We start from the raw sequence: 23350 nt of genomic DNA, 5'->3' as shown, positions 1-23350 counted from the left end.
GAAAATATGTTTAGGAAACTCATATTTGCACTTTTTGTTGTATCCATTGTTTCTTGTGGTTCAAAACCACGGGTAGCGCTTCCTGATGATGGAGGGCTTAAACCAAGCACGCAACATCAAATTATCGCTAAAGAAGTCTCTGGATTATTGGAAAATGCGAGCTACAAAAAGGTCAAAATGAATGATTCGATATCGGGCATCATATACGATAATCTGATCAAAAGTTTGGATCAAGGAAAAAATTACTTGCTTCAATCGGATATTGATGAATTTCAAGCGTACAGAAACAATCTTGCGCAGGATATCAAAAATGGGGATCTTTCTGCGGCATTCCATATTTTTAATGTCTATTCGAAGAGATACCTGGACAGAATGCAATATGCGCTTTCAGAAATTGACAAGAAACAGGATTATACAAAGGATGAGTATTACCAACCTAATCGTGAAAAACTGGGCTGGTTCAAAACGGCAGATGAAGCCAACGACCAATGGCGTAAACGGGTGAAATACGACCTGCTCAACTTAGAAACTGCCAGTGGAAAATCGACCGACAGTGCGCGAACCAAACAGGTGGAAACATTAAAAAAACGCTACGTCAATTTGATCTCTCAGGCCAAAAAAACCAATGCAAACGATGCTTTTCAAGTGGTCATGCAAGCATTGACCGATGCTGTTGATCCACATACGTCCTATTTTAACCCATCCTTTGCCCAGGCGTTTAATGAGGGAATGGCCAATACGTTTGAAGGGATCGGTGCAAGATTATCGATCGATAATGAAGCGGTAAGCATCTTTGAAATTATCCCCGGTGGACCGATATTCAAAGACAAGAGCATTCATGTCAATGATAAAATCATCGCTGTAGCCCAAGGTAAAGATGGTGAATTCGAAGACATTATTGGCTGGAGACTTGATGCAGCCGTAGCAAAAATCAAAGGTCCAAAAGGAACCATTGTCCGCCTGAAAATTATACCTGCTGGTCAGCCCATGAACTCTCATCCGCGCATTGTATCTTTAGTACGTGAGAAAATCGTTGTTGAAGAAGAGTCTGCGAAAAAAGAAATTACGAGCGTTAAAGGATCAGACGGAAAAACGTACAAAGTGGGTATCATCAATATTCCGAAGTTCTACATGGATTTTGAAGCTTACAGAAGACGCGATCCAAACTATAAGAGCACAACGAGAGACGTTAGGTTAATCTTAGACACCTTGAAACAAGAAAAAGTAGATGCTGTGGTTATCGATTTGCGATTCAATGGTGGCGGTTCTTTACCGGAAGCAATTGATTTAACAGGTTTATTTATCGACAAAGGTCCAGTTGTACAAGTAAGAGACACAAAAAATAACATCGATGTCGAAGAAGATAAAAACGCGGGTGTATCCTGGGATGGTCCATTGGGCATCATGATCAACCGCTTCTCGGCTTCGGCTTCTGAAATCTTTGCTGGAGCGATCCAGGATTATGGAAGAGGTATTATCTTGGGATCTCAAAGTTATGGTAAAGGAACAGTGCAATCGGCAATCGACATGTCTCGCGTTATTAGCCCAACCAGCCGCTTGCTACTAAAGGCCTCGGGTGAAAAAGATCCGGACACCCCAGAAGGTGCTCCTCAATATGGCCAGATCAATATCACACTAGGTAAATTCTATCGTGTAAACGGTAGTAGTACACAACATAAAGGGGTTACACCAGATATCGTATTCCCTTCACAGTTCTCCGCAGAAAAATTTGGCGAGAGCTCAGAAAAATCAGCACTCCCTTGGGATCAGATCCAATCGAGCAACTTCAAAAAAGTAGCTGATCTAAGTGCTGTTGACAAAAAGTTAGAAGCAATGCATGAGGCACGCATTAAAAACTCATTGGAATATAAGTATCTGAAAGAGGATATTGAAGAAGCTCAAAAAGATGAGGATGTTAAAATTCCATTGGAACTCAACAAATTCAAGAAAGAGAAAGATGACAACCTCAAGAAAAATAGGGACCGCATCAACGCTTTATTGAAATTGCAGGGTAAACCAGCTTGGGAGGAAGGTAAGTCCCAACCTAAAATCGATCTTGACTTTGTGAAAGATGAAAGTGCCAAAGTGATGACCGATTATATCATCAACTTTGGAACAAAAAAACCATTGTAATTTCAACGTTTCAAAAGCTAGAAAATGAAAGGCAACCGTAACTGCGGTTGCCTTTTTTTATGACCCTCATCACAATAGGGAGAGTTTAACATTAAATTCACGTTTTCTTTGTAACTTATCGCTACATTCATTGTTTTAGTAATATACCGGTACTGCTTAAAGTCCCAATGATTCCCATAGCTCATACGCTAAAGATTTTGCAGGACAGGATGCACCAACCAGGTTATAGAAGTTAAACGTATAAAAAAGAACATCATGAAACGTATCCTCCTGTTAACTGACTTTTCAGAAAATGCTCTTCTGGCAGCACAACAAGTAGCCCTATGTACAGAAGCCTGGAAAACGCAAAAGGTTATTATCTACCATACGTACAACAGTGTTACCATTGTCAATAACGAACCTATAGTCATTGTTAATGATGAGGTAAAAGAGGCCAAAGAGAAAGAACTGACAGCATGGTTTGACCAAATTAGATTATTGTTCCCCCCACAAGTGGAACTTACACATCAGATGGAAGATGTTGATCTGCCATTGGGAGTCAACGACATGTGTAAATCGCACGACATTGACCTTGTCGCATTGGGTATCACCGGACAAACAGGTTTTGCTAAGATCTTGGTCGGAAGTAATGCTATTACACTGATGGACATCTGCATTAAGCCCATGCTTATCGTTTCCCATAAGGTAAATCCTGCCGTCCCCAAAAATGTGTTGGCTACAACCGATCTGAAGGAGGTAGACAGAAAGCTGGATTTATTCAATTTAGATCAGGTGTTAGATACGTTCAATGCACAATTGTATGTGTTGAATGTTGCTAAAAAAGAAGGTTCAGCCGCAGATTTGGCACAGGAATTAAAGCACCTCCATGAACGCCTAGACAAATATCATCCGATTTACGACTACATCAGCCATGACGATATTGCACTAGGTATTGAAGAATATGCCAAAGAGAAACATATTGATCTCATACTTTCATTCCATAAAAAGCAAGGACTATTAGCGAGCCTATTCAAAACAAGCATTTCTAAAAAAATAGCCTGGAATGGCGCGGCCAACTTACTGGTTATTCCCATGGATAGATCGTAGAAATCTGTGCTTTGTATATATCCACAGCGATGGACTCCTTGTCCAATAGAAACAAATTATACGACAAAAACGCCGCAATTTAGAATACATTGCGGCGTTTTTGTCGTATTGTTGTTCCTCCAGGAAATCTCTTCCCGAGAAATCTCTTATTTCTTGTCAACCGAATGTTTACCCGGCCCAATAAGGATAAGTCCTAAAAACACAAAGCAAAGCTCAATCGCATGTGATGCACCAGCGATACCATCTCCTTTAGAAAGGTGCATTAATCCAGCGATGACCATCGTAAATGCAAGCAATAATGCCGCTGGTCGGAAAAAGAGCCCCAGCAGTAAAAATAGGCCCCCAACAGTTTCGGTCGCAGCTGCCATAAAGCCCCAAAAAGTAGGCATAAAATGAATACCAATATTACCCATTGATTTTCCGACACCTGCCCAGAGCTCAGGACCGCCCTGCAATTTGGGCAGACCATGCATGATCATCATCACCCCAAGTCCAACACGCAAGACCAAAAGTCCCGTATCCCTATATTTACCCAATGAATTCCAAATTGCCATAAAAAACGTTTAATTTATTAAAACTTGAATTACCGATCTCCCTAAATTAATGAAATTATTTAAATTGAACAGCTCACAGTACTCACCATAATAAATAAAGCTATTGCATTTATAATACTTAATGCGTAATTTGATGATTATAGACCCGATTATAATGCTTTGGAACGGCTAAGACAGCGTAAAAGACCTTAGCCACGGATTATGGATCAACAAATAACTAAAGGATGAAAAACCTACTCTTGTTAACAGACTTTTCGGACAATGCCTATGCTGCTGCTCGATATGCCGCACAATTAGCCCCACTTTGGGGCATTGAAAAGGTTGTCCTATACCACACATACGAAGTAATCCCTACCGTAGGTACTGAACCTGTTGTCATCAGCAATTCAGAAATCTTGGAAGAAAAACAAAAGGACCTCAATACCTGGCAACAGGAACTGATGTTGCTTTTCCCTGAGGGCATTGCCTGGAAATCAGTTCTTGAGGAATATGAACTGAGCTATGGTGTAAACCGTACCTGTGCTGAGGAGGACATTGACCTTGTCATCGTCGGAACTGCAGGTAAAAGTGGCTTAAAGAAACTGCTTCTTGGAAGCAATACCCTCAAGCTGATCGAAAATTGTCACACACCATTACTGGTGGTCCCCGCACGAGCAGAATTTCGGGTACCCAAAAAAATGTTAATCGCCACCAATCTCAAAGAGGTAAAACTAAAATTAAACCGTCTTTTGGTTAATGCGTCCGAAGTATTACGGAAAAGTGAGGTCTATGTCGTCCATGTGACCAAAGAAGATCCTGCAAATAAGGCGGTAAATGCCGAAATAAAAACCATGCAGGATTTACTTGCTCCTTATCATCCCATTTATAGTTATATCCTCAACGCAGACATTGCTGCAGGGATCAACCAATACATCAACGAAAATCATATCGACATGATGGTCACTTTCCATCGCGACAAGGGCTTATTAAGTCGAATTTTCAATACGAGCATTGCGCAAAAGATGGCCTGGAAGAGTCAGGCTGCCATGATGGTCATCCCTGTACATTCGGGATAATCAATAAATAAAACAACGAGATTCTGTTCAGCTTCCCCTACAAATAGGTTAACTGAACAGAATCAGCTGTAGTCTGCAATTTTACTTTTCGCCCAAATACCAGGGCGTGATTATCATCAATATGCCCGGCAGGATAGCCAAATGCTACCGGAAAATCATATTCTTTAACTATATCCCACACAATTTCCGATACACTTTGCCCAAAAGCAGGATCATTGTCTTTCATCGCAGAAAAGCCACCTACAATTAGACCATTCAATTTTTTTAATTTCCCCGCGCGCTTCAATGCCCTTAGCATTCTGTCTACGGAATAATAGGCTTCACCTACATCCTCTATAAATAAAACTTTATTCTTGTAATTGACATCCGAATTGGAAGCAAGTACAGATAGTAAGATTGCTAAATTTCCACCGACCAATTTTCCTTCGCCTTTACCCGCACGATTGGGGAATAACGTTTGCTCGTAGGCAAAATCCATAGTATGACCAAACAATGCATTTTTTAACGTTTCCAACGATGCTTTTGTGCCCGTTTCAAAAGACTTTGGCATCTGTCCATGTATTGTTGCAATTTTATAGTTCCGTTGAATATGACTATGCAATACGGTAATATCGCTAAAACCCACCAACCATTTGGGATCTTTTTCAAAGCTTGAAAAATCTATCTGATCGACAATACGAACACAACCGTAACCTCCGCGCGCGGCAAAAACCGCTTTAATCGACGGATCATCCAGTGCCCACTGCAGATCGGCAGCGCGTAAATTGTCATCTCCGGCAAACTGATGGAACGATGTCCCAACAGTCTTCCCAACCACAACTTCCAGCCCCCAGTTCTCCAATGTTTTTATGCCAACATCAATAGAGCCTCGTATAAAACTCGCAGGACAAACGATAGCTACTTTATCGCCTTCTTTCAGAAAATCAGGTATTTTGGACATCTTTTTTATCGCTAATGATCAAACAAAACCTTCATGGCTTCGAAGACACCAACAGCTATGCAAGCGAACTGAAGAATCTTTCTGGCCAACAACATCAAACAATTTCAAAAAAAAGGACCGCTACATTGCAAAGTCCGATTAGAAATATACTTGATATATGGTGCTTATATGTACAAATAAACGTAAATTTATCTAAGTTTTCTACCGCTATTTTGAATAATATTTCTACGATAACAAGCTGTTAAGTGAAAGCGCATTTTAATCAAGTTGAAACAATCGTAGAAATGAGCCAAAACAAGAATTCAAGAATAAATTGTTCGATATGACACGCATTTATATTGCATATAAACAGCAATTTATCTAAGTTTGCCAAAGAAAACAAGTACACACTTTAATATACTTTCAAGCATTGAGTATTCTAGATAAAAAACGTTATACCATCACATCGGCATTACCTTATGCCAATGGTCCTTTACATATTGGACACCTTGCCGGAGCTTATATCCCAGGGGATATCTTTGTCCGCTATTTGCGTCTGAATCAAAAAGATGTAGTCTATGTATGTGGTTCAGATGAGCATGGTGCGGCGATTACCATCCGTGCAAAAAAAGAGGGCATCACCCCGCAACAAATCATTGACAAATACAATAAACAAATCAAAGAAAGCTTTGAGGAGTTTGGTATCTCTTTCGATATCTATCACCGTACGTCGGAGCCCATACATCACCAGTTATCGCAGGATTTCTTCTTGAACCTTTACAACAAAGGTGAATTTGTGGAGAAATTTTCTGAGCAGTACTACGATGAGGAATACCATCAGTTTTTGGCCGACCGTTACATTACGGGAACTTGCCCAAATTGTAAGTCCGAAGGCGCCTATGGTGACCAATGTGAAAAATGTGGGACATCACTTAGCCCAACAGATCTGATCAACCCAATTTCAACATTGAGCGGAAAAACGCCAGTTTTGAAAGAAACGAAACATTGGTATCTACCTTTGGATAAATACCAACCTTGGCTTGAAAAATGGCTGATCGAAGGAAAGAAAAATATCCTGAAGTCCAACGTTTTTGGCCAATGTCAATCTTGGCTTAAATCCGGTTTACAGCCGCGTTCAATGACAAGAGATCTGGATTGGGGCGTTGATGTACCTTTGGCTGAAGCAGCGGGTAAAAAACTATATGTTTGGTTAGATGCACCTATCGGTTATATCTCAGCAACAAAACAGTGGGCTTTAGACCATGGTAAAAACTGGGAAGACTATTGGAAAACCCATGAAAACCCCGCAGACGATTCTACGCTGATCCATTTTATTGGAAAAGATAATATTGTTTTCCACTGTATTATTTTCCCGGCGATTCTTCATGCACACGGCGACTATATTTTACCAGAAAATATTCCAGCCAACGAATTCCTTAACCTGGAGGGCGATAAGCTGTCCACGTCCAGAAACCATGCGGTTTGGTTACATGAATACCTACAGGAATTTCCTGATAAGCAGGATGAATTGCGTTATGTATTGACATCCATATTACCGGAAACTTCGGATGCCGAGTTTACATGGAAAGATTTCCAAGCTCGGATCAACAATGAGCTCGTTGCTATTTTTGGAAACTTTGTCAACCGTGTCTTGGTACTTTCCCACAAATATTTTGATGGCAAGGTATTGAACGGTTCGCCACTAACAGCTGTAGACCAAGCGGTACTGGATGAACTGAAATCATACCCTACTTCTATCAAATCGTCTTTGGAGCAATTTCGCTTCCGTGAGGCATTGGCAGAATTTATGAATGTAGCTCGTCTGGGCAATAAATACCTTGCCGATGAGGAGCCATGGAAAATCATTAAAACAGATGAGGAACGTGTCAAAACAATCCTAAATGTAGCGGCTCAAATCGTTGCCAATCTTGCCGTTCTTGCACAACCGTTTTTACCGAAAACAGCGATCAAATTATTTGAAATGCTTAATTTTCCACAAGGAAACTGGAACGACGCAGGTTCAGATGCTTTGATCAAAACTGGACACCAACTGGGTGAAGTGCAATTGTTATTTGACAAAATAACCGATGAACAAGTCGACTTCCAACTAAACAAACTTGCTGAAGCAAAAGCAAAAAATCTAGCTGATAATGCAAAAGTTGCTCCTGCGAAAGAAAACATCAGCTTCGATGATTTTGTTAAAATGGATATCCGTGTCGGAACTATTGCAGCCGCTGAAAAAGTTGCCAAAACAAAGAAATTGTTAAAATTGACGATAGACACCGGCTTAGATACACGCACCGTCGTTTCGGGTATCGCGGAGTTCTTCAGTCCTGAGGAAATCGTAGGCCGTCAGGTATCCATCCTGGTCAACCTTGAGCCTCGTGAAATCAAAGGAATTATGTCTCAGGGAATGATCCTGATGGCTGAAGACGCTGATGGTCGATTGGATTTTGTGAAACCAGATACAACCATTAAAGTAGGAAGTACAGTACGTTAATATAAAACCGGCATTTCTTTTATACAAAAAGCCTGTTCGTATGAACAGGCTTTTTTTTCATCTCGACGGGACAAGAACGGTATAAGATTAATCCCTAAAAGAGTATACTCTGCAGTCGTTTTTTAAAGGCCTTCTCATCCATATAGTCATAGACGGTATCTTTCAGCTTCTTTATGATCTCCGCTCTGGATTCCGCAACAACCTTTTTCTTTTTGGTCAGCACATTGGAAAATGCTGTATTGGTAATCTCCACCTTTGTGGCAAACATATTGACATTCATGCTCGGGATAGATATCCCCATTACCAGACCTGGGAGCCCATGGATAAGCTCTGGACCACCCGAGATAGGAATTTGTCCCGCAAAAAAAGCTACTACATAGACCGAATCTTGAATAATTCCATTGGCTCTCCGACAATCATATCCCGCAATATTTCGGTATTCATCCGTATATTTCCATTTAACCGCAGGCAAAGAATCTTTGAGCAACAACTGCTCATCTCCAAAAGGGAGCAACTTTAAAAACTCCTGATTCTGGAAATTAATATAGGTTTTTGAATCGGGAAGAATAGAATTATAGTAAGTCACATTACGATAATTCGCAGGATAATCCTCCTGCACGGTTTCAAACAGGGTTTCATTATCGTAAAATTTCAAAATATGGTGGGTCACCACCTCAGTGGGCCCATTTTTCACGGCATTGTCGACCATCAGCTTATCCCAGGTATCTAAATCGGGCTTGCTGAGATAATTACGCTTTAAGAAATTCTGCACATGGAACTTCCGTTCATAGGTGACCGTTCCGCTGCTCGGAAAATAAGCATGTTGTGCATGGGCTGTACCCGTGCACAGCAATAATACCCAAACCATCAACTTGATATACTTACTCATTTGGCATCTCCTTTCATCTGTAAATAATTTAATTTTTCCATCGGCCAGATGGAGCTTACCATGATTAAATTCATGGAAATCATTGAAAACAAAATCGTTAATTTAATCATGGACGGTTCATTGTTGTAAAATTGTAGATTACTTTTAGCATTCCATACCGACGTAATACGTCGTTGCTGGTCTGGATAAATGAAGTTCCATTCTGATAACGATACACTCCATTATTTTTATTCAAAATATCATTGACAAATACCTGTACCTCCAAGGACTTATCTTTCAATAATTTCTTGGAAACATAACCATTCATATTAATGATATTAATGGATTCAAGCGTTTTTGTAGCGGCCTGATAATTCTGGTTTGTCGACAGGGAAATTTTAAAGTCTTTTGGTAAATAATAGGTAATCTCCGAGAAGGTCCTGAATTTAAAAGTCGTCCGGTTCAACTCAGGCTGCAGATAGGAATTCATCTGCTCCGCACCAGGGCTCATGGAGATGTAAAAATCCATTTTGTTTGCTTTATATCGGCTAAAACCAATACTTGGTGCTACACTCCATGTTTGATTTCTATTGAGCTTTGGCTCTTCATTGAAGGAGGATAAATAGCTAAACTGGCTGTTATACTGCGCATTCATGCCAAGATTCATTTTTAATCCCCATTTTTTCTTCAATACAAAACTGTATCCTCCACCACCATACATACGCCAATTATCTTTATCAATATTGACGTAGGAAATTTGCTGCGTACCTTTATCTAGATCATAGCGCACGCTATTGTTGATACTTTTCTTTCCTTGATCTGCACTCACATAAAAATAGATACTCTGATCCTTTAACTGCTTGTAGTTATTGAAATTAACTGAATAGGAGTTATCAAAGCCCGCTTTCAGATCTGGATTATCCAAATACTCGACGAGTGGCTGGGAATTTTGTTTCAACGGCTCTATTTGTGTCAACGAAGGCTGACTCGTGCGGCCGCTGTAGCGGAAGCTTACATTTTTGCTTTTCGAGATTTTGTAGTTGATGGAAAGATTTGGAGCAACAGATGTCTGGTTCCGCTGCAGTATTGTATTCAGGTTGTTATAGGTTCTCTTGACCTGCTCAAAATCAACTCGATTGCTCAAATTTACTGTTAATGTATTCGACTTGTAATTCAAGGAGGCGTTGACACCATTTTTTAAACTGTTAAAATCAAAATCGTTGAGCAGGTTTTGGTCCAATACCGTATATTTTCCTGTAGCCGGGTCTTTATCAAACGACTGATTGAGTGTTTCCGATTTATTTTGATTGAATGCATAGCCTATTGCAGCGGTCAGCCTTTTAGAAAGCGGCTCCGAATAGGTTACTGAAGCACCGTAGGTATTATTCGCCAGTTTATCATTTTTATATTGATCGATCAAGGTTGTATCTCCGGAACTTTGGAAGAAGTTTTCCGAAAAATACTGTGTTTTGTTGCGATTTTGATCTGCATTCGCATTGACATTGAAAGTAATGGAGCGGCGATCCTTTTTAAAACGACGTGTAAGCATCGCATTGACATTAAATCGATCCTGATCATTATTTAAATCTGTCCTGGATGAAGTCCGTGTAATCAATGTGCCATCCAATTTACGTTGATCTGCTTCGGAATTGGATAAATTGTCGCGGCTAGATTTGGTAAAGCCCATGGTGACAGTAAGGTCGGCAAGCGAATCAAGCTTATAGTCATACCGTAGATTTGCAATATTTGCCTGTGTTTCTGTTTCAGATGTGGTCACATTATTATCTACCTGTGCGCGTTCAGGAAGGTTATTCTGTGCGTTGTATGTACTTGTATTGTTGACATTGATCTGATTCCGCTTGAAGTTGACATTGATCTTATGCTTATCATCTTTGGACTTATCCGAATAGCTTGCTCCCATGTTGACAGCCTTAGGTACGCCACCACCATAGTATTTACCGTCCCATCCACCGTCGGAGCCATCACCACTAGAAGAAATCATAATGCCGCCGCCGTCCATCATCTGTACATTGCTGCTTCCGCCCACACCATATTTTTGGCTATCTTCAAATCCTAATCCGACCATTCCATCATTGGCGAGAATGCCATAAGCTGCAATTTTCTGCGATCCCTTAAACTTATTGAGCATGACTTTTCCGCCATAATATTTATCTGTACCAGCTCCCGCAACAGCTTGGCCGAACATTCCTTTTTTCTTATCTTCTTTGAGCTTAATATCAATTGTCTGCGTTCGTTCGCCATCATCTACTCCGGTACGTACAGCAAGATCTGATTTCTTCTCATACACTTGTACCTTGCTAACCATATCTGACCGAATATTCTTGGTAATCAGGGTTGGATCATCACCAAAAAACTCTTCCCCATCAAGCAATACCTTTTTGACTTCCTTGCCCTGAGCAATGATCTTGCCTGATCCATCCATCGTAATACCCGGCAAGACCTTCAATAGGTCCTCTACTTTAGCATCCTTCTCTACTTTAAAACTACCGGCATCGTATTCGATGGTGTCGCCTTTAATAACCACAGGAATTTTGCCATTCACCTGAACCTCTTCCAAGAGCAAAGCCGCTTTAGACAGTTTTACCATACCAAGATCCATGTCTTGAGCATCGATACGAATATCTTTGACTAAATCTGCATATTGGGGATAGGAAACGACCATTTTATAGGTACCGGTATCGAGATTAGCGATTTGGAATGATCCATTTTCCTTTGTTCGACCAAATTTTACCAGAATCGAATCTTTGGGGCTGAGCAGCGCGACTGAAGCTTGATGTAGTTTTGCAAGATCTTTAACATCTACCACCGACCCGACCAGTTTATGCTGCGCATAAGAATGGGAACTCAGGACAGAAAGTAAAAGAAACAAAACTAGGGAATAGGTTAGTTTCATAAATTTTCGTTTATATATTGTCGACGTAAATATATAAATGTTGCTACGGAAAATTCGTAAAATAATGTTAAATAATTATATAATTAATAAATTAAGCTTACACTCCTCAAACAAAACACGGTAATTCACTTTATACCAATAACTTTACCGCATAAAAAAAGAGGCGTAACTTATTTGTTACGCCTCCAATCTAAATAGAAAAATATATTTTATTTCCTTTAATCTACATTTAGGTTCAATTCTTTTTCCTTATTGATTAAATGGGCAATACTTGTATCATTTAAAATCTGCAACATGGCATTTCTCACCTCGACAAAAGTATCGCGTATGCCACAGGCATGCTCTTGTGTGCACTCTTCGCAGGAGCGGTAGAAGTTCAAGCTCACGCAGGGTAGCAAGGCTATGGGGCCATCAATTAGACGCATCACCTGCGATAAAAAAACATCTTCGGGAGCCTTATTGAGGCTATAACCACCTCCAGCACCTTTTTTGCTATAGAGAATTCCGGCATTTCGCATTTCAAGTAGAATTTGTTCCAAAAATTTTTTTGGAATATTCTCCTCCTGCGCAATCTTCAAGATTTGCATCGGCTCATTACCGTAATTACGACCAAGCACCATCAGTGCCTTTATTGCATATTTTGTCTTTTTGGACAGCATAATTTGTTAACCCCCTGTTGAATTGCAAATTTACGTTTTTTATTCAATAGAATAAAACCTTCATGATTTCACGCATGCAGCAACAGTTTCCTTATTGCCCCAATACCGCCGTGATCGGTTTTCCGATGCTACCATTGGGCTCAGTAATGTGGAGTAGTGAAGAAATTGTCGGTGCAATATCCACAATATGTACCTCTGTATTAGATACACCCGGTTTAATTCCCCAACCCATAAATACCAAAGGAATATGGGAATCATAGCCAGACCAGGTACCATGTGTTGTCCCGGTGGAGCGCGGTGTGCCGTCATACCATTGTGGCTCACAAACGATCTGAATAGCACCACTACGTTTAAAGTTGTAACCGTTGATCATTTTTTCGCGAATAGGCGCCGGGATCATCAGACTTTCCCCTTTTTCCATATCAGCAACATACGCGACACCTTCGGTATGGCGAAGTTCACGAATGATGGTCTCTTTTATTTTATCACGATCCAAGTTCAACGAATCAATCAATTGATTATTTAAGTGCACCTGGTAGTTCATCATGCTTTTAACAAGCTTCTCCTGTCCAAATTTTTCTTTAAGGGTTTTGTTAAGTCCTGTGATAATCTGACGAGAATAGAAATAACCACCATTTCCTTTCATATCCATAAAGAAACGAGAGTTATAAGAAGCGCCATGATCTGCTGTCAGGAAGAACGTGTAGTTACCCTTGCCCACCGTCTTATCGAGGTAGTTGAAGAAATCGGCAAGCTGTTTATCGAGCTGCAGATAGATATCTTCAATCTCCACTGCTGTCAATGAGTAACGGTGTCCAACGTAGTCTGTTGCAGAAAGACTCACACAAAGGAAGTCGGTATTTTTAGTTGGGTTATTTCCCATCTGCTCATTTTTGATTGCTTCCATAGCCAGATCCAACGTAAACTGATTTCCCATTGGTGTGGTTTTGATTAGCTCATAGCCTTCGTCTTTCATTAGCTTGGAAGTCGCACGCGGCAAAGTCGGTTTTTCTTCACCAGGGTACTTACCTTCATAGATATTATCATCTGCAATACTGTTGGCCGCATAGCTGCTGATATCATACATGGGTTTCCAGTCGCCTTTCAGGTATTTTTCGGCCAATTTTTTCTTGTTGAAGTCTACGACCCATTTTGGCAGTTTATCCATATAGAAATTAGAGGTGATCCAATCGCCTGATTTAGCTTCAAACCAATACGCTGCATCGGCAAAATGCCCCGCCGGTAGAATACCGCCGCGGTCTTTGATCGCGATACCGATCACTTTGGATTTAAAGTTAGAAGCGAGCTTCAATTGGTCCGTTACGGTCGAGGCAAGTAAATTACGTGGAGACTGCTGTCCCTCCTTGGCTGTAGTACCTACACCAACGACATTATCGTCCTGCGTACAGTACATATTTTTACCCGTCTGTTCTTCAATCCAGTCATTGCCCGCAATACCATGTATGGAAGGAACGGATCCTGTATAGACCGAACTGTGCCCAATGGCTGTGTATGTCGGAATATAATTAATCAATGTATTTTCACAGGAGAATCCTTCTTTCAAAAGTCGTTTGAAACCATCATTTCCATATCGATCTGCAAAGCGATATAAATAATCCCAACGCATTTGATCCACCATCAGGCCGACAACCAATTTTGGTCTTTCCGGTTGTTGCGCCATGGACGAAAGCGCCGCTATTCCAAGGACGACACTTAAAAAAAATCTTTTAATCATAATCGTATTAAGTATTGAAATATTAGTTTTTTAATTACTGTATAGTATTTCATCAGGCCTTAACAAAAGGAACAATAAACGGAACTTATTGGCAGCTCCGTTGCCCTGAGACAGATTACTTCACTTCGCTAAAGTAGGATTTAATCTTTTAAATGTGCCTTTAAAAATTGACCTGTATAAGAATCTTTACAATGAATAAGTTCTTCAGGAAGTCCCGCAAAGACGAGCTTTCCACCTTTATTACCGCCCTCAGGACCAATATCGATTACCCAATCTGCCGATTTGATCATATCCATATTATGCTCGATCACTAATATACTGTTCCCTAAGGCAATCAGTGCATCAAATGATTTCAATAACTTTTTAATATCCTGAAAGTGTAAGCCTGTTGTTGGCTCATCAAAGATAAAAAGTGTCTTCTTGCTATTATTTCCCTTAATGAGGAAGGAGGCGAGTTTAATCCGCTGTGCTTCACCGCCAGACAATGTACTTGACGATTGCCCGAGCTTAACGTAGCCTAGTCCAACGTCCTGTAAAGGCTGCAATTTCGCTAATATTTTAGGCTGGTCTGCAAAGAATACGATCGCTTCATCAACACTCAGCTCGAGAACATCTGCTACCGACTTGTTCTTATAGTGTACATCAAGCACAAACTGTTTAAATCGCTTGCCCCCACAGGCCTCACATGGCAAAACGATATCGGCCATAAATTGCATTTCAATTTTAACTTCACCTTCACCCTGACAGACATCACAACGTCCACCTTCAACATTAAATGAAAATGCCGCAGGTTTCAGTCCAGCAGCTTTGGCTGCTGCCTGGTTGGCATATAAGGCCCTGATTTCATCCCAGGCTTTCACGTAAGTCACCGGGTTGGATCGCGAAGAACGACCGATCGGGTTTTGATCGACCATTTCAACTTGTTCTATATGGGTAATATCCCCCTCGATCGCATCATAGACCCCAGTCTGTTCACCAGAGTAATTGCCTATCGACTTCTGCAATGCTGGGTAAAGGATACGTTTGACCAAGGAGGTCTTACCTGACCCTGAAACACCTGTCACCACAGTAAACGTATTCAATGGAAATTGTACATCAATCCCTTTGAGGTTATTCTCATGCGCTCCTTTAATGGTCACACTATTGGACCATGAGCGGCGCTTTTGGGATACCTCAATCTGGCTTTTACCACTGAGGTATTGCCCCGTAAGGCTCTTTGTATCTTTCAGAATCTGCTGATATGTACCTGCGAAGACCATTTCGCCGCCATTGATCCCGGCTTCCGGTCCGATATCGATCAGGTAATCAGCCGCCTCCATCATCTCCTGCTCATGCTCGACCACCACAACCGTATTACCAACATCGCGCAGGGATTTCAGCACAGAAATCAGACGCTGTGTATCACGTGGATGAAGTCCAATACTTGGCTCGTCCAACACATAAATAGAACCTACGAGCGAACTCCCTAATGAAGTTGCCAGATTGATCCGCTGTGATTCCCCTCCAGAAAGGGTATTCGATAGCCGGTTCAAGGTCAGGTAACTTAATCCAACATCGCACAAAAATTGCAATCTATTATTAATTTCAGCAAGAAGTCTTTTGGCAATGACCAGTTCATTACCCACCAGCGGTAGGGTTTTAAAGAATTCCAAGGCTTCCTCAAGCGGCATCAAAACGATATCGGTGATAGACTTGCCCCCTACTTTCACGTAAGTCGCATCTTTGCGTAAACGGGTACCGCGGCAGTCCGGGCAATCTGTCTTCCCACGATAGCGAGATAACATCACACGATATTGAATTTTATAGGTCTGAGCTTCGAGCTCTTCAAAAAATTGAGTAAGACCGGCGAAATATTTATTTCCCGTCCACAGCAGCTCTTTCTGCGCCGCAGTCAGGTCCATGTAGGCACGATGTATGGGAAAATCAAATTTCAGGGAACTTTTAACAAGCACTTGTAACCACTCGCCCATTTTCTCCCCTCGCCAAGGTGCAATTGCGCCATCGTAGACCGAGCGGCTTTTGTCTGGAATAACAAGATCAGGGTCAATACCAATGATCTTTCCATAGCCCTCACATCGGCGACAGGCACCATAGGGGTTATTAAAACTGAAGAAATTTGGTGTAGGTTCTTCAAATGTTATTCCATCAAGTTCAAATTTATGGGAGAAATGATGTCTTTGACCATTTTCTTCCATATAGAGCTCACCCTTACCTTCGAAAAAACCTGTTTGGACAGAGTCAGAAAGTCGATTGACGGTATCATCGTCCTGTTCAACACGGACCCGGTCGACGACAATAAGCACTTCACCATCCTGAAGGTCTTTATTGGCGACGGCCTTATCATCGATAATAGCTTCGATTTTCTGCATGCTATCCCCAAAGACGACACGCACAAAACCTTTCTGTAACAGGAGCGACAGTTCTTCCTTAAGTTTACGTCCATGAGCAGGAATAAGTGGCGCGAGAAGTGTCACCGTTGTCCCCTCTTCCAAATTCAAGGCAAAATCCACCACTGAACTCACACTGTCTTTGGTCACCTCGCGACCAGATACAGGAGAAATTGTCTTGCCGATCCGGGCATACAACAATTTCAGATAATCATAGATCTCAGTGGATGTCCCCACCGTCGAACGAGGGTTGGACGTAATGACGCGTTGTTCTATGGCAATCGCAGGAGCAATACCTTTGATGTAATCCACCTCCGGTTTATTCATCCGTCCCATAAACTGTCTTGCGTACGAAGAAAGACTCTCGACATAACGTCGCTGTCCTTCGGCATAGAGCGTATCAAAAGCTAAGGAGGATTTTCCTGAGCCCGACATTCCAGTGATAACAACTAATTTATTTTTAGGGATATCAACGTCAATATTCTTTAAGTTATTAACTCTTGCGCCCTTTATCTGAATATATTCTTTTGGAGTGTGCTCCACCTGTTTACTCATAATAATCCTTATCTCACACAAAGTTACGTATTCTTGGCTGATTATATTCCTTTGAATTAAAAAGCTATTCGGTTTTCTGCCGGATGATACTTACTGTACCGGGGAGGAAAGAACAAAAAAACGTGATATCTCCCTAAGGCACTGCCAAGGGGAGGATTTAAATCATCAAAAAAAGCCCTCGAACAATGTTCGGGGGCTTTTCTTTTATCGCGTTTCGCTATTGACTATTGAAATTTCTTCGCGTTAACTTTACGCTCGTTTTCAGTCAAATAGATTTTACGCAGACGCATTGATTGCGGTGTCACCTCAATATACTCGTCAGCTTGAATATACTCCATACATTCTTCCAAGGAGAATTTGATTGCTGGTGCAATACGTACGTTGTCGTCAGAACCAGAAGCACGCATATTTGTCAACTGCTTTCCTTTGGTAACGTTGATCGTTAAATCATTGTCACGGATGTGTTCACCTAGGATTTGTCCTTCATATACATCCACACCTGGATCTACGAAGAAACGACCACGGTCTTGTAACTTATCGATGGAGTATGCTGTTGTTGAACCTGTATCCAAAGAGATCAATACACCAGCCAAACGACCAGGAATTGTACCTTTCCAAGGCTCGTAACCTTTCAAACGGTGTGCCATAACAGCTTCACCAGCTGTTGCTGTCAACACGTTGTTACGTAAACCGATGATACCGCGAGAAGGGATAGAGAACTCAAGATGTTGCATATCTCCTCTAGCTTCCATAATCAACAACTCACCTTTACGTTGGGTCACCAACTCAATTACTTTTCCTGACACATCAGAAGGAACGTCAACAACAAGTTCTTCGATTGGCTCACATTTTTGACCATCAATTTCTTTGATGATAACTTGTGGCTGGCCTACTTGCAATTCATAACCTTCACGACGCATTGTTTCGATCAATACCGACAAGTGAAGGATACCACGTCCGTATACCAACCAAGCATCTGGAGACTCTGTAGGAACGACACGTAGTGCTAAGTTTTTCTCCAACTCTTTTTGTAAACGATCGTAGATGTTACGTGATGTTACCAATTTACCTTCTTTACCGAAGAAAGGAGAGTTATTGATGGTAAACAACATGTTCATTGTTGGTTCATCAATGCTGATAACTTCCAATTGCTCTGGATTTTCAAAATCTGCAATGGTATCACCGATATCGAAACCTTCGATACCTACTACGGCACAGATATCACCTGCACTTACTTCAGGCACTTTGATACGGCCAAGGCCTTCAAATACCTGTAGTTCTTTTACACGTGATTTCACAACTTTACCATCGCGTTTCACCAAAGAAACCGGTTGGTTTTCCTTGATCGTACCACGCGCAACACGACCGATAGCGATACGTCCTACGAACGTCGAATAATCCAATGATGTTACCTGCATTTGCAAAGTACCTTCAGATACTTCTGGTGCAGGGATATATTTGATGATGGCTTCCAACAAGTCCGTGAAGTCTTCAGTACGATTTTTCCAATCTGTAGACATCCATCCTTGTTTTGAAGAACCGTACAATACTGGGAAGTCCAATTGCTCTTCAGTAGCACCTAAGTTGAAGAATAGGTCAAAAACATGTTCGTATACTTCTTCAGGACGACAGTTTTCTTTATCGACTTTATTGACAACGACGATAGGTTTGATACCTAATCCCAAAGCTTTACCTGTAACGAAACGTGTTTGAGGCATTGGTCCTTCGAAAGCATCGACCAATAGCACTACTCCATCAGCCATCTTCAATACACGCTCTACTTCACCACCGAAATCGGCGTGACCTGGGGTATCGATGATGTTGATTTTAACACCTTTATATGTTACTGATACGTTCTTAGATACAATAGTGATCCCGCGCTCACGCTCTAAATCATTATTGTCTAGGATTAATTCACCAGCATTTTCATTTTCTCTGAATTGATTGGTAAAATATAAAATTTTGTCTACAAGCGTAGTTTTACCGTGGTCGACGTGAGCGATGATCGCAATGTTTCTAATGTTTTGCATTGAGCAAGAATATTTTTATAAAATTTTAGGGTGCAAAGATAAACATTTTGCACCATAAAATTTATAACTATGTGTATTTTATTTAATTACACCTAATTCTTTACCTACTTTGGTAAAGGCGGCGATTGCTTTATCCAGGTGAGCAACTTCGTGTCCTGCCGAAATCTGCACACGGATACGGGCTTTTCCCTGAGGTACAACAGGATAGTAGAAACCAATCACATAAATTCCCTCGTCCAACATCTTGGATGCGAATTCTTGCGCTAATTTCGCGTCATAAAGCATTACAGGCACGATTGGGTGGAAACCTGGTTTGATATCAAATCCAGCAGCCGTCATTTTTTCACGGAAATAAGTTGTATTTGACTCCAATTTATCGCGCAATGCAGTTGTCTCACTCAGCATATCTAAAACCGCTACAGAAGCTCCTGCAATTGCTGGTGCCAGGGTATTCGAAAATAGGTATGGACGTGAACGCTGACGTAACAAATCGATGATTTCTTTTTTACCGGAAGTGAAACCACCAGAAGCACCGCCTAAGGCTTTGCCCAAAGTGCCCGTAATAATGTCTACACGATCGATAACATTGAAAAGCTCGTGTGTACCACGTCCCGTTGCACCGATAAATCCAGTACAGTGCGACTCATCGATCATCACTAGCGCCTGGTATTTGTCTGCTAGATCACAGATCTGATCCAATGGAGCTACAGATCCATCCATCGAAAATGCGCCATCTGTAACAATGATTTTATGTCTAGCACCAGATGCAGCCTGCAATTGTGCTTCCAAATCAGCCATATCTGCATTTTTATAACGGAAACGTTGTGCTTTACACAAACGAACACCGTCAATGATAGAGGCGTGATTCAATTCGTCAGAAATGATGGCATCTTCAGCACCAAATAAGGGTTCGAATACACCACCATTCGCGTCGAATGCTGCCGCATATAAAATAGTATCTTCTGTTCCGAGGAACTTTGAAATTTTTGCTTCTAATTCTTTATGCACATCTTGGGTACCACAGATGAAACGTACGGAAGACATTCCATAACCATGTGTATCAATCGCTTTCTTAGCAGCTTCGATTACTTTTGGATGTGAAGAAAGTCCCAAATAATTGTTCGCACAAAAATTGACAACTTCTTGTCCTGTACTCACTTTGATGTCTGCTCCTTGGGGAGTAACGATCACTCGCTCTTGTTTATACAATCCCGCTTCTTTGATTGCTTCCAATTCCTTTTCTAAAACTGGTTGTAATGTATTGTACATAATTCGATTTTATTTTTTTATACAATATTACAGTTTTTTCATTGGAATAAGTTGCTTTACCTTTCGAGAAAAGGGCTATTCACGGAGAATTCACCCCAAATCAATGATTTGGTAACATTAAACCGATTGCATAAAATTCCTTTTTTCAATCTCCCTACTTTTCCTCTTGCTTTGATAGCGACCAACAGGGAGACAACCGCGAGACGTCTTCGGGCTGCAAGCAGGGTGTATGCGCGGTGTCTCAATGGTAAATCCACTTGAAAAAGGTGGACTCATTGTGCTTGCAGTCCGAACTTGGTATAACCTTATCTCAACTTTGGTCTCTCGCATTTTAGCTGAAAAGCGCCGGAATTTTAATAACAGATAGGAGCGAAAGCTAGCGGATTGAGGCTATCGCATAAGAAAAGGTCTTATTCATAAGAATTTCATGAAAATAGCGTGTTAGGCGCTCCAATGTGAATTAGCTCCAATGTGAATTACTCGTAACGAAGCGCATCGACCGGATCCAGTTTAGATGCTTTTGAGGCCGGGTAATAGCCCGATAGCATACCGACGAGTCCACATACCGCAAAACCCAAAATAATCGCTCCCCAAGGTATAATAAAAGATGTGCCGAGCTGCAGCGCCAGAATATTACCAATCAAGATACCAATAAAGATCCCGGCGACACCTCCAATCATACAGATCACAATGGCTTCCATCAGAAATTGTTTACGTATAACACTCGGTGTTGCACCGATTGCCTTACGAATACCGATCTCTCGCGTACGTTCTGTGACCGAAACTAACATGATGTTCATCAATCCGATTGAAGCTCCCACAAGGGTTATAAAAGCGATCACCACTGCACCCAAAGTAACCATAGCCATATTTTGCATCAACATCTGGGCAACCGCATCGGATTTGGTGATTTCAAAATCATTTGACTGCCGTGATGCCAATCCGCGAATATTTCTAAATACGATTGTAGCTTCGCCAATTGCGGCTTCCAATCGCATGGGGTCATTGGAAGAAACAGTGATCACATAGGAAGGCTCGGTACCTTGCATCACTGCCCGGGCCTTGATCAGGGGAATAAAGCAGGCTCTGTCCCCGCCCATCCCGGCAGAGGAACCTTTACTTTTTAAGACTCCTATCACCAAATAGCGGATATTGTTAACAGTAATAAACTGTCCTATGGGATCAATAATTTCGTTGAATAGCATTTTACTCACTTCACTACCGATGATGATCACGCCACTACCTGTTTCAACCTCCCGCGTAGAAAAATTACGGCCTTCGCTGACAACATACCCTGATGTCTGCAGATAATTTTCATCTGTCCCGATCAGGCCGATATTGGGGTTTGTCTTTTTGGATTGATATTTTGCGGTCGTATTCCAACTCACATTGGCACTGATTGATGTCAACGCATTAAAGTGAAAATCCTGTCTGAATTTTGCGGATTGAGCGTAAGTAATATTAGCAAAGACTTTTGAGCGAGTCCCTTCATTACCGATCCGGACATTTAATCCCCTGTTGCGTATGTTGAAGGAATTTGATCCCATGGATGAAAAGGAATCTGTTAGCGAGTTTTTCATGGCATCGATCGAGGTCAATACTCCTATTAAAGCCATCATTCCTATGGCAATGATCAGTGCTGTTAAAAATGTCCGCAGCTTATTCCCTACAATGGACTGTAGTGCAAGCTTGACATTTTCAACATAAGACATTTTTACGGCCATAGAGCTGGTATTTATAATTTATAGGGATGAAAATACTGTAATTCCAGCACAAAACCAAAAAGGCAATTTACTTCCTAGAAATAAATTGCCTTTTTGGTGGAATCTGACCTATCCATGCAAGCGGATTATTTTGATTTTGCAGCCATTTTCTATCTTAATTAATTCTTTTCCATGTCTCGGTGCGTCCAAGCAAGCTCACACCAACATAGCCCCTGATATCAAGCTTATCTCCTTTTAAGGTCATCTTGCAGCTATACGTTTTGCCCGACTTCGGATCGTAGATCTTGCCGTCAACATAGGTATTGCCATCTTTATCAAAATTGGTCAAGATTTCTAGCCCTTGTACATTTCTACTCTGCAGTGCTTTATCTGGATTTTTTATATCTTTCTTCGGCTGACCGGCTTCATTATTTGGAAATTTCAGCCAATAGAGTTTTCCAAAAAACTTATCGCCTTTCTTGTAAATTTCAACACGACCTTCGCCGCTTGGGTTTTCCCACTTTCCGATGATGGGATCGGTCTGCGCAAATAATGCTACTGTAGTCAGCAGCATTATGAATGACATCATAATTTTCTTCATGGGTCTATTATTTTATGAACTTAATTCTTTCAATTTTCCCTGCTATTGGTGATCCGATCGCTTGTTTAAATGACTATCACCTGTTTAAATGACTTAAGTACGTCTTTCAATTCTTTTCCACCATCGGCAACCGTCATACATGACACGCATAATCGTTGATGACCATACGGCTATAGCATGCATAGCTTCTGAATAAATATACAAAATATTTACTATGCTTGCATATATTTTTTATTCCGGTATTGCTATTTATCAAACAGCTCCCGCTTACTAATACCAGTTAACGGTCCATCCATCCATCCATCCATCCATCCATCCATCCATCCATCCATCCATCCATCCATCCATCCATCCATCCATCCATCCATCCATCCATCCATCC

Annotated in this window: 15 protein-coding genes; 4 read left to right on the top strand and 11 right to left on the bottom strand. The window is 41.2% G+C overall.

Going from position 1 to position 23350, the window contains the following annotated elements; genetic code table 11:
• Nucleotides 1-6 precede the first annotated feature (6 nt).
• Nucleotides 7-2133, top strand: a complete 2127-nt coding sequence (locus tag L1283_RS04325; protein WP_429625810.1) for a carboxy terminal-processing peptidase — start codon at nt 7-9, stop codon at nt 2131-2133.
• 255 nt (nt 2134-2388) lie between these two features.
• A complete protein-coding gene (locus L1283_RS04320) occupies nt 2389-3219 on the top strand; it encodes a universal stress protein (RefSeq protein ID WP_341830889.1) in 831 nt (276 codons plus the stop codon).
• 146 nt (nt 3220-3365) lie between these two features.
• Here the strand turns inward: L1283_RS04320 and L1283_RS04315 are convergent, their stop codons facing one another.
• On the bottom strand, nt 3366-3773 hold the full coding sequence (locus tag L1283_RS04315) for a DoxX family protein (protein ID WP_112375279.1): 408 nt from the start codon (nt 3771-3773) through the stop codon (nt 3366-3368).
• Between the two features lie 224 nt (nt 3774-3997).
• On the opposite strand from L1283_RS04315, the gene L1283_RS04310 reads away from it, so the two are divergent.
• Nucleotides 3998-4828 carry a universal stress protein gene (locus L1283_RS04310; RefSeq protein WP_075990521.1) on the top strand — a complete coding sequence of 277 codons (831 nt, stop codon included), beginning with the start codon at nt 3998-4000 and terminating at the stop codon, nt 4826-4828.
• Nucleotides 4829-4865: 37 nt separating this feature from the next.
• Here the strand turns inward: L1283_RS04310 and L1283_RS04305 are convergent, their stop codons facing one another.
• Nucleotides 4866-5768, bottom strand: a complete 903-nt coding sequence (locus tag L1283_RS04305) for a S66 peptidase family protein (protein ID WP_429625809.1) — start codon at nt 5766-5768, stop codon at nt 4866-4868.
• 409 nt (nt 5769-6177) lie between these two features.
• Here L1283_RS04305 and metG point away from each other — a divergent pair, with 409 nt between their 5' ends.
• On the top strand, nt 6178-8247 hold the full coding sequence (metG, locus tag L1283_RS04300) for a methionine--tRNA ligase (RefSeq protein WP_429625808.1): 2070 nt from the start codon (nt 6178-6180) through the stop codon (nt 8245-8247).
• A 94-nt stretch (nt 8248-8341) separates the two neighbouring features.
• Here metG and L1283_RS04295 read toward each other — a convergent pair whose 3' ends face one another.
• The 9 genes from L1283_RS04295 to L1283_RS04255 all read right to left on the bottom strand — a co-directional run bounded on the left by L1283_RS04295 (nt 8342) and on the right by L1283_RS04255 (nt 22968).
• Nucleotides 8342-9136 (bottom strand): GLPGLI family protein, encoded by a 795-nt coding sequence (locus L1283_RS04295; RefSeq protein ID WP_313261339.1) that lies wholly within the window; start codon nt 9134-9136, stop codon nt 8342-8344.
• Between the two features lie 106 nt (nt 9137-9242).
• Nucleotides 9243-12029 (bottom strand): outer membrane beta-barrel protein, encoded by a 2787-nt coding sequence (locus L1283_RS04290; protein WP_313261337.1) that lies wholly within the window; start codon nt 12027-12029, stop codon nt 9243-9245.
• A gap of 218 nt (nt 12030-12247) precedes the next feature.
• Complete coding sequence (locus tag L1283_RS04285) at nt 12248-12688, bottom strand: RrF2 family transcriptional regulator (RefSeq protein WP_070565866.1); 441 nt, start codon at nt 12686-12688, stop codon at nt 12248-12250.
• A 91-nt stretch (nt 12689-12779) separates the two neighbouring features.
• Nucleotides 12780-14423: an alkaline phosphatase PafA gene (pafA, locus tag L1283_RS04280; RefSeq protein WP_088159806.1), complete on the bottom strand. Its 1644-nt coding sequence runs from the start codon at nt 14421-14423 to the stop codon at nt 12780-12782.
• Between the two features lie 140 nt (nt 14424-14563).
• On the bottom strand, nt 14564-17365 hold the full coding sequence (uvrA, locus tag L1283_RS04275; protein ID WP_429625807.1) for an excinuclease ABC subunit UvrA: 2802 nt from the start codon (nt 17363-17365) through the stop codon (nt 14564-14566).
• A gap of 224 nt (nt 17366-17589) precedes the next feature.
• Entirely contained in the window at nt 17590-19395 is a 1806-nt protein-coding gene (gene typA / locus L1283_RS04270; RefSeq protein WP_112375271.1) for a translational GTPase TypA, read from the bottom strand.
• A 78-nt stretch (nt 19396-19473) separates the two neighbouring features.
• Nucleotides 19474-20664 carry a glycine C-acetyltransferase gene (kbl, locus tag L1283_RS04265; protein ID WP_046673761.1) on the bottom strand — a complete coding sequence of 397 codons (1191 nt, stop codon included), beginning with the start codon at nt 20662-20664 and terminating at the stop codon, nt 19474-19476.
• A 476-nt stretch (nt 20665-21140) separates the two neighbouring features.
• Nucleotides 21141-22388 carry an ABC transporter permease gene (locus L1283_RS04260; protein ID WP_286803562.1) on the bottom strand — a complete coding sequence of 416 codons (1248 nt, stop codon included), beginning with the start codon at nt 22386-22388 and terminating at the stop codon, nt 21141-21143.
• 154 nt (nt 22389-22542) lie between these two features.
• Nucleotides 22543-22968 (bottom strand): DUF2147 domain-containing protein, encoded by a 426-nt coding sequence (locus L1283_RS04255; RefSeq protein ID WP_046673759.1) that lies wholly within the window; start codon nt 22966-22968, stop codon nt 22543-22545.
• Nucleotides 22969-23350: the final 382 nt, after the last annotated feature.

This window comes from Sphingobacterium sp. HSC-15S19 (assembly GCF_050433745.1).
Taxonomy (GTDB): domain Bacteria; phylum Bacteroidota; class Bacteroidia; order Sphingobacteriales; family Sphingobacteriaceae; genus Sphingobacterium; species Sphingobacterium siyangense.
This window is presented reverse-complemented; position numbering and strand designations above follow the sequence as displayed.

What these genes read in the sequence shown, in the direction of transcription:
- L1283_RS04325 (WP_429625810.1), top strand. Translation starts at nt 7, where the DNA reads ATGTTTAGGAAACTCATATTTGCACTTTTTGTTGTATCCATTGTTTCT.
- L1283_RS04320 (WP_341830889.1), top strand. Translation starts at nt 2,389, where the DNA reads ATGAAACGTATCCTCCTGTTAACTGACTTTTCAGAAAATGCTCTTCTG.
- L1283_RS04315 (WP_112375279.1), bottom strand. Translation starts at nt 3,773, where the DNA reads ATGGCAATTTGGAATTCATTGGGTAAATATAGGGATACGGGACTTTTG.
- L1283_RS04310 (WP_075990521.1), top strand. Translation starts at nt 3,998, where the DNA reads ATGAAAAACCTACTCTTGTTAACAGACTTTTCGGACAATGCCTATGCT.
- L1283_RS04305 (WP_429625809.1), bottom strand. Translation starts at nt 5,768, where the DNA reads ATGTCCAAAATACCTGATTTTCTGAAAGAAGGCGATAAAGTAGCTATC.
- L1283_RS04295 (WP_313261339.1), bottom strand. Translation starts at nt 9,136, where the DNA reads ATGAGTAAGTATATCAAGTTGATGGTTTGGGTATTATTGCTGTGCACG.
- L1283_RS04290 (WP_313261337.1), bottom strand. Translation starts at nt 12,029, where the DNA reads ATGAAACTAACCTATTCCCTAGTTTTGTTTCTTTTACTTTCTGTCCTG.
- L1283_RS04285 (WP_070565866.1), bottom strand. Translation starts at nt 12,688, where the DNA reads ATGCTGTCCAAAAAGACAAAATATGCAATAAAGGCACTGATGGTGCTT.
- pafA (WP_088159806.1), bottom strand. Translation starts at nt 14,423, where the DNA reads ATGATTAAAAGATTTTTTTTAAGTGTCGTCCTTGGAATAGCGGCGCTT.
- uvrA (WP_429625807.1), bottom strand. Translation starts at nt 17,365, where the DNA reads ATGAGTAAACAGGTGGAGCACACTCCAAAAGAATATATTCAGATAAAG.
- typA (WP_112375271.1), bottom strand. Translation starts at nt 19,395, where the DNA reads ATGCAAAACATTAGAAACATTGCGATCATCGCTCACGTCGACCACGGT.
- kbl (WP_046673761.1), bottom strand. Translation starts at nt 20,664, where the DNA reads ATGTACAATACATTACAACCAGTTTTAGAAAAGGAATTGGAAGCAATC.
- L1283_RS04260 (WP_286803562.1), bottom strand. Translation starts at nt 22,388, where the DNA reads ATGGCCGTAAAAATGTCTTATGTTGAAAATGTCAAGCTTGCACTACAG.
- L1283_RS04255 (WP_046673759.1), bottom strand. Translation starts at nt 22,968, where the DNA reads ATGAAGAAAATTATGATGTCATTCATAATGCTGCTGACTACAGTAGCA.